Consider the following 14,835-nt stretch of genomic DNA (forward strand, 5'->3'; position numbering starts at 1 on the left):
GCCGCAGCAGCCGCACAAGGTATTTCGTTCTCTGATATCCGTACTGCTTTGGCTTCTTCTTTGGGTTCGTCTTATGTCAACGACTTCCCGAATCAAGGCCGTCTGCAACGCGTGATGGTACAAGCTGATGCGAGTGCCCGTATGCAGCCTGCCGATATTCTGAACCTGACTGTACCGAACAAATCCGGCGTTGCCGTACCGTTTTCTACCATTGCTACTGTTTCTTGGAAAAACGGTATGGAACAAAGCGTCCGCTTCAATGGTTATCCGGCAATGGAGCTATCCGGCTCGCCTGTTAATGGCGTATCTTCCGGTCAAGCCATGGCTGCAGTACAGCAAATGGTTGATGAAATGGGCGGCGGTTACAGTCTGGAATGGGGCGGTCAGTCTCGTGAAGAGGCTAAAGGCGGCTCGCAAACTGTCGTATTGTACGCATTGGCTGCTGCCGCTGTATTCTTGGTATTGGCTGCTTTGTACGAAAGCTGGTCTATCCCGTTGGCGGTTATCCTTGTGATTCCGTTGGGTTTGATTGGCGCGGCATTGGGCGTGACCGGCCGTAACATGTTTGAAGCACTGCTGGGCAGTATTCCGGCATACGCTAACGATATCTACTTCCAAGTCGGTTTCGTTACGGTGATGGGTTTGAGTGCGAAAAACGCGATTTTGATTATCGAGTTTGCCAAAGACCTGCAAGCGCAAGGTAAGAGCGCGCTTGAAGCCGCGCTTGCTGCCGCACACCTGCGTTTCCGTCCGATTATCATGACTTCGTTCGCCTTCATCTTGGGCGTGGTACCGCTTTATGTTGCCAGCGGTGCCAGCTCCGCCAGCCAACGTGCGATTGGTACGACCGTGTTCTGGGGTATGTTGATCGGTACGATTCTGTCCGTATTCCTTGTGCCTTTGTTCTATGTGGTTGTGCGTAAATTCTTTAAAGAAACTGCACACGAGCATGAGATGGCCGCCAAACACGCCGCTGAAGCCGGCATGATTGAAGACGGTAAACACGATTCAGACAAGCACTAAAGCAAAGGCCGTCTGAAAAATTTTCAGACGGCCTCAAAATGCTAAAGGATTCTAAAATGAAGAAGATTACATTCAAACCTGTACTGACCGCTGTTGCCGCTGCCGTGGCTTTGTCGGCCTGTACCATGATGCCGAAATATGAGCAGCCTCAAGTTGCCGTGGCCGATACGTTTAAATACGACACTGTTGACGACGGTATCCGTGCCGCTGAATTGGGTTGGCAAGATTACTTTGCCGATCCGCGCCTTCACCGCCTGATCGACATCGCATTGGAACGCAATACCGATTTGCGTACAGCCGCGCTGAATGCGGAAATCTATCGCAAGCAATATATGATTGCGCGTAATAATTTGTTGCCAACCGTCAATGCCAGCGGTACAGGTTCGCGTCAAGGCAGCTTGAGCGGCGGCAGCGTCAGCAGCCAATACAGCGTTGGTTTGGGCGCGGCTTCTTATGAACTTGACCTTTTCGGTCGTGTCCGCAGCACCAGCGAAGCCGCGTTGCAAGGTTATTTCAATGTGGCCGCCAACCGCGATGCCGCGCATCTGACCTTGATTTCTACCGTTGCCAAAGCCTACTTTAACGAATGCTACGCTGAAGAAACCATGGCATTGGCACAACGCGTATTGCAAACCCGTGAAGCGACTTACAAGCTCTCGCAATTACGCCATAAGGCCGGTGTGATTTCCGCCGTTGATTTGCGCCAACAGGAAGCGCTGATTGAATCAGCCAAAGCCGATTACGCTTCCGCGGTGAAAAACCGCGAGCAAGCGCGTAATTCCTTGGCTATGCTGATTAATCAACCTTTGCCCGAAGACCTGCCTGCCGGTTTGCCTTTGAGCAAACAGTTCAAATTGACCAAACTGCCTGCCGGTTTGAGTTCGGACGTGTTGCTCAACCGTCCGGATATCCGTGCGGCCGAACATGCGCTCAAACAAGCCAATGCCAATATCGGCGCGGCACGTGCGGCGTTTTTCCCACGCATCAGCCTGACCGGTTCGGTCGGTACCGCTTCCGGCGAGTTGAGCGGCCTGTTTAAGAGTGGCACAGGTATTTGGGCGTTTGCACCGTCCATCACGCTGCCTATCTTTGACTGGGGTACCAACAAAGCCAATCTTGACGTAGCCAAACTGCGCCAACAGACACAAATCGTTGCTTATGAAGCTGCTGTTCAATCCGCATTCAAAGACGTTTCCAATGCGTTGGTTGCGCGCGAACAGCTGGATAAAAGCTATGCCGCTTTGAGCAAACAAAGCCGTGCCTACAACGACAGCCTGCGCCTCATCAGCCTGCGCTACAAACATGGCGTATCCAGCGCATTGGATTTGCTGGATGCCGAACGCAGCAGTTACAGCGCAGAAACTGCTCTTTTGGCCAATCAGTTGACCCGTTTGGAAAACCTTGCCGACTTGTATAAAGCACTTGGCGGTGGTTTGAAACGAGAGACCAAAGCTGCTGAATAAGTATTTGCTAAGATTAAAAGGCCGTCTGAAACATTTGAGTTTCAGACGGCCTTTTTATTATGCGGCAATTCTAAGCTTTTAATTTCTCGCTTAAAGTGGCGACATAGGCTGCGCGTTCGTTACGGCTGGCTTCGGGCTGGTGTGTGTTGAGCGAAGACCATTTGCGGTTGCTGCGTGCTTTGTTGAGTTCGCTTGGCAGTTTGGCCGCATTCCATGGCGCTTTGCGTTCTTTTAGCTCGATATGCGATTGAGCCGCATGGCCGCGCGTTTGCAAGACGTGCAACAAATCCAGTGCGCGTGCGGCAAGTAGGGTAAGGGTTTCCGGATCGGTATGCAGGGTTTGTCGGCCGTTGATTTTGTCGGTGATGTCTTGGGCATTGGGCAAAATACCGCCCAATAGTCCGCCGATGGCTGTGCCCAAACCAAGCGAGCCGCCAAGCGTGGCAATATCCAAGCCTAAGCCGATGAGCGCGCCCGCAGTTGCGCCGGTACCGGTACGGATGCCGTAATGTTTGAGCAATTCGCTGTCAAACGGATCTTGTTTGAAGGCTTTGGGCATCCATGTGCTGTCGCTGCCGACTTCGTCGTGATAGAAGCGGTAAAGTGTGAACAGGCGTTGTTGCATTTGCCGCTCAAGTTGTCGGATTTCCGATTGCATGACTTCCAAAGTTGGGGCAGGGTCGTCGTTTTCGGCAATTTCTTGGGTAAATGCGGCGGCATCCAGCAGAAAATCGGCAATTTCACGGCGCGCTTCCGTATCCAGCCGTTGCCACTCGCGACGGCGCATATTGATGAGGCGGTCGAGGATGTCGCGCTTAGGTAACATGGTGGCAAGGTTGTCCCACAATCGGATTTCGCCTTCAAAGTCGAAGGCAACGGTATCGAAACCGGCGTAAACATGCAGGTTTCTGCGGGCGAGCATATTAGTCCAAGCAGTCAGGTCTTGATTTTGGGTGAAGTTGAACACGGGCATGATGGGCTTGGCGCACCAAGACAAAATGGTCAGCTCGTCTTTGTATTTGTCGAGGACGGGTTCCCGTGCATCGATGACGTACATGGCCATATCGCTTTGCATGACTTGGCGCAGCACTTTGGCCTCTTGGTTGAACTCGTGATGCGCTTCATGGTTGCTGAGGAATTGCTGGATGCGTTCGATACCGTCATCGCGTGCAGATGTGTGGGTTTCCAGCCAATCCAATACGCCGCCGGCATCTTCAAGGCCGGGTGTGTCGTAGAGGTAAACCAAGCTGTCGTCGCCGTCGTTGATGAGGGCTTCTTCGACATGGCGCGTGGTGGATGGCGCGTTTTTCACTTCGCCGAAGGTACTGTCGCGCAAAAGCGTACGTAAGAGCGAGGTTTTGCCTGTGTTGGTATGGCCGACGACGGCAAGGGAAAGTGTGGTGGTCATGGTCTTTGAGTTGGGTTGATATGGACTATGAATGTGTGAGTATGGGGCGGTTTATCTTTAGTGGCAATATATGTTTCAGACGGCCCTAAATTCTTTATATATGGGCGAAAATAGCTAGAAAAAGAGGGGAATAGCGACTTTGTTGTTTTTTAGCAAAATACTTGAAAATAGATAGGAAAACAGTTGACAGGAGGGTAGAAGGCTAGGATAATTCGCGCCGTTGAGTTGCTTGATGCAGCTTGATTTTTCTCCTCTATTTCTCCTTTGTAGACTTGGCGCATATCAAAACGGTATGCGCATTTTTTTATCTGCATTGAAACATGATTACATTTTAAGATCTGTAAATCGAATAATTAAGAAACTTTACAAGAAAAATACTTGCGCGGTTGAATATCTTGTTGCATAATTCGTTTCGTTAGCTGGTTCGAGTAGTCAGTTAATAGTTTCTCCTCTATTTCTCCTTTGTAGACTTGGCACACATTCTGTCGGATGTGTGCATTTTTTTTGCCTATTTAAAATAAAGGCCGTCTGAATGTTGTAATCTTTCAGACGGCCTTTGTTTGTTGAATAGAATTAGATGTCTAATACTACTTCTTCTTTGACTTCTTCCATGACAACATAGCTGCGGCTTTCGGCTGCAGCCGGCAGTTGCAGCAGGATATTGCCGAGCATATCGCGATAGGCAGACATATTGGGCAGGCGGACTTTGATGAGGTAGTCGTATTCGCCGGAGACCAAGTGGCATTCCAAAATTTGCGGAATTTTTAGCACTTCGCGTTTGAAGTCTTCAAAAATATTGCCGGATTTGGAGCGCAGTTTCAGTTCAACAAAGACCAGGAGGCTTTGACCTAAAGCATGGGGATTCAGATGGGCGTGATAGCCGGTGATAAGGTTGTCGCGTTCCAAACGGCGGACGCGTTCGGTTACCGGCGTGGTGGAGAGGCCGACTTTTTCAGCTAATTCGGTCATGGGGATACGTGCGTTTTGTTGCAGGAGCTTGAGAATTTTTAAGTCGGTTTTGTCGAGTTCTTTCATGGCCTTGATGTCTGTCGTTTTCATTTGGATTGAATCATAACCTTAAAACAGGCTGAGAAGAAGCATAAATGCCTAAAGGTGCGCATTAGGTCTAAATTATGAATAGATTATTCTTGTGTATTTCATGGAATCCTGTGTAGTTTTTGACCTATAATATTTGCTTCAAAGTAATAGGGCAGGCCGTCTGAAACGGAATGCCGATAAGAGGAATACATTATGCGTCCGCTCAATGCGCAAATCCGTTTGGATAATTTACGTCAAAATTATCGTTTTCTCAAAGAGTTGCATGGCAATAAATTGTTGGCTGTGATTAAGGCCGATGCTTACGGGCATGGCGCGGTCAGATGTGCACACGCGTTGGCGGATATTGCCGACGGCTTTGCAGTGGCAACGGTAGATGAAGGCGTGGAGCTGCGCCAAAACGGCATTAAAAATCCGATTGTTTTGTTGGAAGGCGTGTTTGAGGCTGCGGAGTATGCGGATGTTGACCGTTATGATTTGTGGCCGGCAATCGGCAGCCAATGGCAACTGGAGGCGTTTGTGCATCATGAGTGGCAACATCCGACAACTGTATGGCTGAAAATGGACTCTGGTATGCACCGTGCCGGTTTCTTTCCACACAATTATGCCGCGGCCTATACTGCATTGAAACAATCCGAATCAGTTGAAAACATTGTGAAATTCAGCCATTTTGCCTGTGCGGACGAGCCGGAAAACGGCATGACTGAAATGCAGCTTGAAGCGTTTGATTTGGCGTGTGAAGGTTTGGAAGGTGAAGAGAGCTTGGCCAATTCCGCCGCGATTTTGAACGTGACTGAAGCGCGCCGCGATTGGGGACGTGCCGGTCTGGCTTTATACGGTATTTCGCCTTTCGGCGGCGTGGATGATCGTTTGAAACCGGTAATGCGCCTGACTTCCCGCGTTTTCGGCGAACGTGTGTTGCAACCGCATTCTCCGATTGGCTACGGCGCAACGTTCTACACCAGCAAATCTACCCGTGTCGGTTTGATTGCCTGCGGCTATGCCGACGGTTATCCGCGTCGCGCTTCCACTAATTCCCCTGTGGCGGTGGATGGCAAACGCAGCCGTATTATCGGCAGGGTATCTATGGATATGATTACGGTTGAGCTGGAAGCCTCGAAAGAGGGCTTGGGTGCGGAAGTCGAGCTTTGGGGTGATGTGATTAATATTAATGAAGTTTCCGAAGTTGCCGGTATGATTCCGTACGAAATCCTTTGCAATATCAAACGTGCGAAGTTTACTTATATTGAGTAATCAGTAAAAGATCAGGCCGTCTGAAATATGTTTTCAGACGGCCTGTTTGTTATCTGCAATTAAAACGATTCGTCAGCGCGTAAATAACGCCATTTGCCCGGTGGCAGTCTGCCGAGTTTGACTTTGCCCATGCGGATGCGTTTCAAACCGACGACGCGCAGGCCGACCAGTTCGCACATACGGCGGATTTGGCGTTTTTTGCCTTGTCGCAAAATAAAGCGCAACTGGTCTTCGTTTTGCCATTCGACTTTGGCGGGGCGCAATTTTTCTCCATCCAAACTCAAGCCGTGGTTGAGTAGGGCGAGGCCTTTGTCGTCCAGTTTGCCGCGGACGCGGACGAGGTATTCTTTTTCGCTGCTGCTGTTTTCGCCAATCAGTTGTTTGGCAATGCGGCCGTCCTGAGTGAGTACCAACAATCCGACGGAGTCGATATCCAGGCGGCCGGCAGGGGCTAAGCCGAATTTGTGTTTTTCGCTGAAAGGGATACGGCTGTCGTCGCCTTCCCAATGGTTTTCGGCGGTAATGAGTTCGGCGGCGGATTTATAGCCTTTTTCTGCCTGCGCGCTGACGTAGCCGACGGGTTTGTTCAGCAGGATGGTTACACGCGCGGCTTGTTTTTCATGGGCTTGTTTGTTGAGGTCGATGCGGTCGCGCTCGGTAACTTTTTGACCGAGTACGGCGGTTTGGCCGTTTACTTTGACCCAGCCTTGCTCGATGTAGCTGTCTGCCTCGCGGCGCGAGCATAAGCCTAATTGCGCCATGCGTTTGGAGAGGCGCATGGTTTCGGAATCGTTGTTTTGCATGGTATGGCAATATAGAGAAATGGGAATGTCGGATTATAGCATTGACCGCTTGTCAGGCCGTCTGAAAACTGAAGATTTGGGTTTTCAGACGGCCTTTCGTTTGCTATATGTTAAGGAATATTTAGTTTTGAAGTAAAAAATGAAGGGTATATTGTCTGTTTGTGTTAACCTTACGGACGAACTAATCATTTTGTTTTCAGTTGAATTTGGGTTGAAATGACATTTCACTCATGAAATCATGAAGACTATAATGACTGGTCTTTCTGAAGCGCATTAAGGCAGTTTGTCGCTAAAGCAAGCCTTGGTGCATCACGTTTTAAGGATAAATCAATGAAATCGCTCAAATCATTTTTGATCTGGGGCATTGTGGTTTTGGTAGGCTTGGCCTCCTTTACTACTTTAGCTCTCAGCCGTGGCGAGCAAGTCAGTGCGATTTGGATGGTTACGGCCGCCATTTCGGTATACTGCATTGCCTACCGTTTCTACAGTCTTTACATTGCCAACCGTGTGATGCAGCTTGATCCTAACCGTCTGACTCCGGCAGAACGCCACAATGACGGCTTGGACTATGTTCCCACACATAAAGGCGTACTGTTCGGCCACCACTTTGCCGCTATTGCCGGCGCAGGCCCTCTAGTTGGTCCTGTATTGGCAGCGCAAATGGGTTATCTGCCCGGTACTTTGTGGATTATCTTCGGCGTGGTATTTGCCGGTGCCGTACAGGATATGATGGTACTGTTTGTTTCTATGCGCCGTGACGGTAAGTCTTTGGGCGATATCGTGAAACAAGAACTCGGTACCGTCCCAGGCGTGATTGCCTCCATCGGTATTTTGATGATTATGGTCATCATTATGGCGGTGTTGGCGCTGATCGTTGTGAAAGCATTGGTTCACAGCCCTTGGGGTACGTTCACCATCGCAGCGACTATGCCGATTGCCCTGTTTATGGGTATCTACACCCGTTATATCCGTCCGGGCAAAATTGGCGAGATTTCCATCGTCGGCTTTATTTTGCTGATGTTGGCCGTGATTTACGGTGAAGATGTTGCCCACAGCTCCTTTGGTCACTGGTTCGACCTTGACGGCATTCAGCTGACTTGGGCGATTATGATTTACGGTTTCGTGGCTTCCGTATTGCCGGTTTGGCTCTTGCTGACTCCGCGCGACTATCTGTCTACCTTCCTGAAAATCGGTACGATTGCAGCTTTGGCTTTGGGTATCGTTATTGTTAACCCGACTCTGCAAATGCCTGCAGTTACCCACTTTATTGACGGTTCAGGCCCGGTATTCTCTGGTGCATTGTTCCCATTCTTGTTCATTACCATCGCTTGTGGTGCGGTTTCAGGCTTCCATGCGCTGATTTCTTCAGGTACCACTCCAAAAATGGTGGAAAACGAAACACACGTCCGCATGATCGGTTACGGCGGCATGATTATGGAAAGCTTTGTGGCCATTATGGCGCTGGCTGCCGCCGCTTCGCTTGAGCCAGGCGTGTACTTCGCGATGAACAGCCCGGCCGCGCTGATTGGTACAGATGCCAACACAGCTGCCGAAGTCATCACCACTAAACTGAATTTCTCTGTTGATGCCGCAACCCTGTTGCACACCGCTAAAGAAGTGGGCGAAAACACCATTCTGTCTCGTGCAGGTGGCGCACCAACCCTTGCAGTCGGTATGGCACACATCATGAGCCGTCTGATTCCGGGCGAAGCCATGATGGCGTTTTGGTATCACTTTGCCTTGCTGTTTGAAGCCTTGTTCATCTTGACCGCGGTTGACGCCGGTACACGCGTTGCCCGTTTCATGATTCAAGACTTGGGCAGTATCTTCTACAAACCATTCGGTAACACCGACTCTATCCCTGCCAACTTGGTTGCAACATTCTTGGCTGTGGCATTGTGGGGTTACTTCCTCTATACCGGCGTAACCGACCCTCTGGGTGGTATCAACTCGCTCTGGCCGTTGTTCGGTATCGCCAACCAAATGCTTGCAGGCGTAGCGTTGATCATGTGTACCGTTGTATTGGTGAAAATGAAACGCGACCGCTATGTTTGGGTAACCTTGGTTCCTGCTGTCGGCGTATTGTTTGTAACCTGCTATGCCGGTTTGCAAAAACTGTTCCATAGCGATCCGCGCGTCAGCTTCTTGGCTCACGCAGGCAAATACCGCGATGCCTTGGCTTCAGGCGAAGTCCTTGCTCCTGCTAAAGACATTGGCGAAATGTCACAAATCATCTTCAACGACCAAATCAATGCCGGTCTGACCGCTTTGTTCTTGGCAGTTGTCGTGATTGTCGCCGTGTACGGTTTCCGTACCGCCATGAAAGCCCGTAAAGTCGGTTGGCCAACTGCTAAAGAAATTCCAGCAGTGTACCGTGACGGTAAACAGCCGGAGGCTCAAAGTGAAGCATAAGCTTACCTCTTGGTGGAAAACCATCAAGTTGACAGCGAACTTGATGGCCGGTGTCCCGGATTATGAAAACTACGTTGCCCGCCAGCGCAAACATAATCCCAATGCGCCGGTCATGACCGAGCTGCAATTCCAAGACTACTGCCGCAAACGCCGTTGCGGCGGCAACGGCGGACGCTGTTGTTAATGAAGGCATAAAAAGGCCGTCTGAAAATATTTTCAGACGGCCTTTCATTATGGAATATCAATAAACATCAAAAACTTTGTCTTGTCATCAATATTTAATCGAATAACTTGTCGATATTTACTCTTCTTCGAGTAGTACCAGCGGACGCTGTATTTTTCTGAGCTCTTCCACCTCGTCTAACAGCCGCATAATCAGTCCCAATGCGGGAATGCCGGCTTCAAAATCACGGCTTAAGCGTTGTGCGCGACGGATGCGGGCAAGATGAAAACCACTGAAGGTGCTTTTTTCGGGCGCACCATCGATGCTGATGATGTCTTCTGCTATAAGTTCCAACAGCCAATCACGACGGCAGCGGCTGGCGGCAACGATTTCTTCAAAAGTAAGGGTAACATCGGAGGACTGAATCATAATTTATCCTTTCTCTTATGCTTGTTTCGCGGCAAAGTGTTCGGCCAATTTTTCCCATGCGGCACGGTCGGCTTCGCTCTCTACTGGCGGAACATTAATGCGGATATTGAGATAAAGGTCTCCGGCTTCTTTTGCAGGAATACCTTTGCCTTTGAGGCGGATGCTTTTACCGCTTTGGCTGTTGGCAGGCAGATTGACCTGTAAGCGGCCTGAAGCGGTAGGGACGATGATTTTGCCGCCCAATACGGCTTCCCAAGGTTTGACATCTATTGTTTGATATACGTCTTTCCTGTTTTTGACGTATAAATCAGGTTGGTCGTGGAACTTGATTTTTAAGTACAAGTCACCGTTTTCTCCACCGTTATATCCCGGCAAACCTTGACCGGCCAAACGGATTTGTTGGCCTTCTGCAATGCCTTTGGGGATTTTGACGTTGAGGGTTTTATTTTGATAAACCGCACGTCCGTATTCGTCTAGAGTCGGTACATTCAAAGTCATGCTACGTTCTGCGCCAACATACGCTGCGTAAATATCAATACTCAATTCAGCATGTTGATCCTCGCCTTTTATTGGGCCGCGGGGTTGCTCGGAACGAGTGTGGGATTGGCGGAATGATGAAAACAGATCTTCAAAATTGAAGTCTCCCGCTCCGAACGGTTCGCCTTCATGACGTTCATAGTGGAAGCCGCCACCGTTAAATCCATTGCCAAACGGATTGCCACCTTGACCGAACGGATTGCCTCCGGCGCTGCGTCCGTAAGGATTAGCCAACATTTCATCGTATTCGGCCCGCTTTTCTTTGTCGGAAAGCGTTTCGTAGGCACGGTTGATTTCTACCGTGCGTTCGGCTGCGTCAGGTTCTTTGCTCACATCGGGGTGGTATTTGCGCACCAGTTTTCGGTAGGCTTTTTTGATTTCGGCCTCATCCGCATCTTTGGCAACGCCTAGTATTTCATAATAGTTTTTTTCTGCCATGTTATTCCTTTGACTGCTCATATACAAAATTCTTATATTTTTAATAATTGAGGGTAGATATTCTAAAATCAAGGGCGTTGAAAATAAAATTCTCTATTTCTGACAATGATTAATGGATAATTTATTTCTTTATTTCTAGAGTAATAGAAAATATAAAGGCCGTCTGAAATACGGTTTTTCAGACGGCCTTTATCAAATTGGGGTTTTATTTGTCTTGAGCGTTTTTTTGTTCGCTAACAATCCATTGGGCAATATCTGAACCCAAGACTTTAGAAGTGCGATTTAAGACTGCACAAGAGCTTTTATAAACACCGAGCATGCCACCGGAAGAATTGCGGGTGAAGGTTTTTTTATTGACTTCTTCGCCATCAACATACAAAGTGGCAACGGCTGTAATACTTTTGGCGTGGCCGACAAAGGCTACGCCTGCGCTCATGGCGGAAGTAATGGAGATATCTGCGTATGTGCCTTGTTTTTTACCGTCACGGACAATAGTTACATCACTTTTGGCTGCAGTTTCTTGCAAAGATTTGGACATGACGTTGCCAATTTGTAAACACTCGGAAACGATACGGGTATCGATTTCTTCTGCATGACGGTAAGGGATGCTTTCATCAATATGGACATCTGCGCTGGCAAATGCAGAAGCAAACAAGAATGCGGTTGCAAGGATGCGGTTAGGAGACATAGTAGAGCACCTAAAATAGAATGTTAAAAAGAGTCGCCATTGTATAACGGCGTTTTCACTCAATCAACATAAGTTCAGTAGGTAAATGCTTTGTTGAAATGGGTGTGTATGATAAGACAAATCAAAAGGCCGTCTGAAATACTGCTATTTCAGACGGCCTTTTGATTGGAGCATTAATTCGTTCTGGTCAAATAAGGCAGAGGATCGACTGCTTTGCCGTTTAGACGAACTTCAAAATGAAGCTTGACGCTGTCTGTATCGCTGCTGCCCATGGTGGCGATAACTTGACCTGCTTGGACTTTTTGATCTTTTTGTACCAAAAGCGTGTCGTTGTGGGCATAGGCAGTAATGGTGTAGTCGTTGTGGCTGATTAAAATCAGCTTGCCGTAGCCGCGGACTTCTTCGCCAACGTAGATGACAGTACCGGCTGCGGCAGAGCGGATTTGTTGGCCTTGTGTGCCTGCAATATCTATGCCTTTGCTGGTTGTACCGTTGTAGCGTTGGATAATGGAGGATGAGGCGTTATCGGTCGGCCATTGCAAGCTTAACCGGTTGATCGGGGTAACGGCGGTTGCTTGGCGTTGCTGCGTAGCAGTATTGCGGGAGGCAACATGATGGCGGACGCGCAATACTTGGCCGACTTCGATTTGTGAGGCGTTGGGAAGATTGTTCCATGCAACCAGTGTATTGACGTTTTGTCCGTAGCGTTTGGCGATTTGGATCAGGGTATCGCCGGGGCGGACTTTGTAGTAGCCGTCGGGTACGGAGCGGTTGGAAGAAGTGTTGTTGCCGGCGCAGGCTGCTAAGACGGCAATGATGCTGATGAGGGCCAGACGTTTTAAGGCCGTCTGAAAGGTGGAAATAAAATTTGTATTCATGGGTTGTTTCTAAATGTATCGTTATGCTGTGTATGATAGATAAGAAGAGTGAAAAAAGGTTCACTCAAAAGGCATGGGATAAAATGCGGAAAGGCAATATAGTACCATTGAGAATTTGTGGGTATGGCAGAATCTTTTTATATCTTTTTGATGCAAAGGGACTTTTTTGAAAAGGTAAAAGAACGTGAAAGTTCTTTCAGACGGCATTGAATAAGGCAATAAAAATCCCCTGCCGAGATAAACGGGCAGGGGACTTTTGTCTTATCGAACTTATTTGTTCAATTCGTTAGCCAGATACAGCCAGGTTTCAATAACCGTATCAGGGTTGAGTGATACGCTTTCGATACCTTCTTGAACCAGCCATTTGGCAAAGTCCGGATGGTCTGACGGGCCCTGACCGCAAATACCGACGTATTTGTTTTGTTTGCGGCAGGCAGAGATTGCCAAGTGCAACATCACTTTAACGGCAGGGTTGCGTTCGTCAAACGATTCGGACACCAAGCCGCTGTCACGGTCGAGACCGAGGGTCAGCTGGGTCATGTCGTTAGAGCCGATGGAGAAGCCGTCGAAGTATTGCAGGAATTGTTCTGCCAATACAGCGTTGCTTGGCAACTCGCACATCATGATCAGGCGCAGGCCGTTTTTGCCGCGTTCCAAACCGTTTTCTTTCAGGGCTTTAACAACAGCTTCTGCTTCACCCAAAGTACGAACGAATGGAATCATGATTTCGACGTTGGTCAAACCCATTTCATCGCGAACGCGTTTCAAGGCTTTGCACTCGAGTGCGAAGCAGTCTTTGAAGTTATCGGCTACATAACGCGCTGCACCACGGAAGCCCAACATTGGGTTTTCTTCGTGCGGTTCATAGATGCTGCCACCCACCAAGTTAGCGTACTCGTTGGATTTGAAGTCAGACATACGGACGATGGTTTTGCGTGGATAAACCGAAGCAGCCAAAGTTGCCACGCCTTCTGCGATTTTATCGACATAGAAGTCGACAGGAGAAGTGTAGCCAGCGATGCGGCGGGTAATTTCCGCTTTCAATTCGTCGTCTTGTTTGTCAAATTCCAACAAGGCTTTAGGGTGGATACCGATTTGACGGTTGATGATGAATTCCATACGTGCCAAGCCGATGCCTTCGCTAGGCAGGTTGGCGAAGCTGAATGCCAATTCAGGGTTACCCACGTTCATCATCACTTTGACAGGGGCTTTAGGCATGTTGTCCAAAGCAACATCGGTAATTTGTACGTCCAGCAGGCCGGAGTAGATGAAGCCGGTATCGCCTTCGGCACAAGATACGGTAACTTCTTGGCCGTCTGAAAGCAGATCGGTTGCGTCGCCGCAGCCGACTACGGCCGGAATACCCAATTCGCGCGCGATAATCGCTGCGTGGCAGGTACGGCCGCCGCGGTTGGTCACGATGGCGGAAGCACGTTTCATTACCGGTTCCCAATCCGGGTCGGTCATGTCGGTAACGAGTACATCGCCTGCTTCAACGGAATCCATCTCGGAAGCATCTTTCACCAAGCGGACTTTACCTTGGCCAACTTTTTGACCAATAGCACGGCCTTCGCACAAGACAACTTTTTCGCCGTTGATAGAGAAGCGGCGCAGGTTGCGGCTGCCGTCTTCTTGAGATTTCACGGTTTCAGGGCGTGCTTGCAGGATGTAGAGTTTGCCATCCAAGCCGTCGCGGCCCCATTCGATGTCCATTGGGCGGCCGTAGTGTTTTTCGATGGTCAGCGCGTAATGAGCCAACTCGGTTACTTCGGCATCGGTAATGGAGAAGCGTTGACGGTCTTCTACAGGTACATCAACGTTGGTTACAGATTTACCGGCTTCGGCTTTGTCGGTAAAGATCATTTTGATTTGTTTCGAACCCATGGTTTTGCGCAGGATAGCCGGTTTGCCTGCTTTCAAAGTAGGTTTGAATACATAGAATTCGTCAGGGTTGACCGCGCCTTGTACGACGTTTTCGCCCAGGCCGTAAGAAGAGGTAACGAAAACGACTTGGTCGTAACCGGATTCGGTATCGATGGTGAACATCACACCGGAGGCGCCGCTGTCAGAGCGCACCATGCGTTGTACGCCGGCTGAAAGGGCAACGATGTCGTGTTCGAAGCCTTTGTGGACACGGTAAGAAATGGCACGGTCGTTGTACAGGGAAGCGAATACATGGTGCATTGCTTCTTTAACGTTTTCCAAACCGTTGATGTTCAGGAAGGTTTCTTGTTGGCCGGCGAAAGAAGCGTCCGGCAAGTCTTCTGCTGTTGCGGAAGAACG

General features: G+C 49.3%; 13 protein-coding genes. 5 read left to right on the plus strand and 8 right to left on the minus strand.

The annotated features are described in order from the left end of the window. Both ACTHSP_RS11230 and ACTHSP_RS11235 read left to right on the plus strand, forming a co-directional pair. Positions 1-1,023 (plus strand): efflux RND transporter permease subunit (locus ACTHSP_RS11230; RefSeq protein WP_440346109.1); only part of this gene is annotated, 1,023 nt, incomplete at its 5' end. 56 nt (positions 1,024-1,079) lie between these two features. Continuing rightward, positions 1,080-2,486 (plus strand): efflux transporter outer membrane subunit, encoded by a 1,407-nt coding sequence (locus ACTHSP_RS11235; protein WP_440346110.1) that lies wholly within the window; start codon positions 1,080-1,082, stop codon positions 2,484-2,486. Positions 2,487-2,556: 70 nt separating this feature from the next. Here ACTHSP_RS11235 and ACTHSP_RS11240 read toward each other — a convergent pair whose 3' ends face one another. Together ACTHSP_RS11240 and ACTHSP_RS11245 are read right to left on the minus strand one after the other, a co-directional pair. Beyond that, positions 2,557-3,894 (minus strand): GTPase/DUF3482 domain-containing protein, encoded by a 1,338-nt coding sequence (locus ACTHSP_RS11240; protein WP_440346111.1) that lies wholly within the window; start codon positions 3,892-3,894, stop codon positions 2,557-2,559. A gap of 573 nt (positions 3,895-4,467) precedes the next feature. Continuing rightward, positions 4,468-4,929, minus strand: coding sequence for a winged helix-turn-helix transcriptional regulator (locus ACTHSP_RS11245; RefSeq protein WP_003747450.1), 462 nt, complete (start codon positions 4,927-4,929; stop codon positions 4,468-4,470). Between the two features lie 216 nt (positions 4,930-5,145). Here ACTHSP_RS11245 and alr point away from each other — a divergent pair, with 216 nt between their 5' ends. Next, entirely contained in the window at positions 5,146-6,204 is a 1,059-nt protein-coding gene (gene alr, locus ACTHSP_RS11250; RefSeq protein WP_254346899.1) for an alanine racemase, read from the plus strand. A 59-nt stretch (positions 6,205-6,263) separates the two neighbouring features. On the opposite strand, the gene ACTHSP_RS11255 is transcribed toward alr, so the two are convergent. Beyond that, positions 6,264-7,007, minus strand: coding sequence for a pseudouridine synthase (locus tag ACTHSP_RS11255; protein WP_004520512.1), 744 nt, complete (start codon positions 7,005-7,007; stop codon positions 6,264-6,266). 330 nt (positions 7,008-7,337) lie between these two features. Here ACTHSP_RS11255 and ACTHSP_RS11260 point away from each other — a divergent pair, with 330 nt between their 5' ends. After that, entirely contained in the window at positions 7,338-9,419 is a 2,082-nt protein-coding gene (locus ACTHSP_RS11260) for a carbon starvation CstA family protein (RefSeq protein ID WP_063068884.1), read from the plus strand. Next, complete coding sequence (locus tag ACTHSP_RS11265) at positions 9,409-9,603, plus strand: YbdD/YjiX family protein (RefSeq protein ID WP_063068883.1); 195 nt, start codon at positions 9,409-9,411, stop codon at positions 9,601-9,603. The genes ACTHSP_RS11260 and ACTHSP_RS11265 overlap by 11 nt, the downstream gene beginning before the upstream one ends. A 117-nt stretch (positions 9,604-9,720) precedes the next feature. Here the strand turns inward: ACTHSP_RS11265 and ACTHSP_RS11270 are convergent, their stop codons facing one another. From ACTHSP_RS11270 to ppsA, 5 genes are all read right to left on the minus strand, one after another. Next, entirely contained in the window at positions 9,721-10,011 is a 291-nt protein-coding gene (locus ACTHSP_RS11270; protein WP_003747441.1) for a chaperone modulator CbpM, read from the minus strand. Positions 10,012-10,026: 15 nt separating this feature from the next. Beyond that, positions 10,027-10,986, minus strand: a complete 960-nt coding sequence (locus ACTHSP_RS11275) for a DnaJ C-terminal domain-containing protein (protein ID WP_063068882.1) — start codon at positions 10,984-10,986, stop codon at positions 10,027-10,029. A gap of 205 nt (positions 10,987-11,191) precedes the next feature. Further along, positions 11,192-11,674 carry a hypothetical protein gene (locus tag ACTHSP_RS11280; protein ID WP_049347933.1) on the minus strand — a complete coding sequence of 161 codons (483 nt, stop codon included), beginning with the start codon at positions 11,672-11,674 and terminating at the stop codon, positions 11,192-11,194. A gap of 173 nt (positions 11,675-11,847) precedes the next feature. Then, positions 11,848-12,552: a peptidoglycan DD-metalloendopeptidase family protein gene (locus ACTHSP_RS11285; protein ID WP_063068881.1), complete on the minus strand. Its 705-nt coding sequence runs from the start codon at positions 12,550-12,552 to the stop codon at positions 11,848-11,850. A 270-nt stretch (positions 12,553-12,822) separates the two neighbouring features. Continuing rightward, the coding region (gene ppsA, locus ACTHSP_RS11290; RefSeq protein ID WP_440346112.1) for a phosphoenolpyruvate synthase at positions 12,823-14,835 on the minus strand (2,013 nt) is incomplete at its 5' end.

It is taken from the genome of Neisseria sp. P0001.S005 (assembly GCF_051963715.1).

Excerpts from the sequence above, each read along its gene's own strand:
- ACTHSP_RS11235 (WP_440346110.1), top strand. The coding sequence starts at position 1,080 with ATGAAGAAGATTACATTCAAACCTGTACTGACCGCTGTTGCCGCTGCC.
- ACTHSP_RS11240 (WP_440346111.1), bottom strand. The coding sequence starts at position 3,894 with ATGACCACCACACTTTCCCTTGCCGTCGTCGGCCATACCAACACAGGC.
- ACTHSP_RS11245 (WP_003747450.1), bottom strand. The coding sequence starts at position 4,929 with ATGAAAGAACTCGACAAAACCGACTTAAAAATTCTCAAGCTCCTGCAA.
- alr (WP_254346899.1), top strand. The coding sequence starts at position 5,146 with ATGCGTCCGCTCAATGCGCAAATCCGTTTGGATAATTTACGTCAAAAT.
- ACTHSP_RS11255 (WP_004520512.1), bottom strand. The coding sequence starts at position 7,007 with ATGCAAAACAACGATTCCGAAACCATGCGCCTCTCCAAACGCATGGCG.
- ACTHSP_RS11260 (WP_063068884.1), top strand. The coding sequence starts at position 7,338 with ATGAAATCGCTCAAATCATTTTTGATCTGGGGCATTGTGGTTTTGGTA.
- ACTHSP_RS11270 (WP_003747441.1), bottom strand. The coding sequence starts at position 10,011 with ATGATTCAGTCCTCCGATGTTACCCTTACTTTTGAAGAAATCGTTGCC.
- ACTHSP_RS11275 (WP_063068882.1), bottom strand. The coding sequence starts at position 10,986 with ATGGCAGAAAAAAACTATTATGAAATACTAGGCGTTGCCAAAGATGCG.
- ACTHSP_RS11280 (WP_049347933.1), bottom strand. The coding sequence starts at position 11,674 with ATGTCTCCTAACCGCATCCTTGCAACCGCATTCTTGTTTGCTTCTGCA.
- ACTHSP_RS11285 (WP_063068881.1), bottom strand. The coding sequence starts at position 12,552 with ATGAATACAAATTTTATTTCCACCTTTCAGACGGCCTTAAAACGTCTG.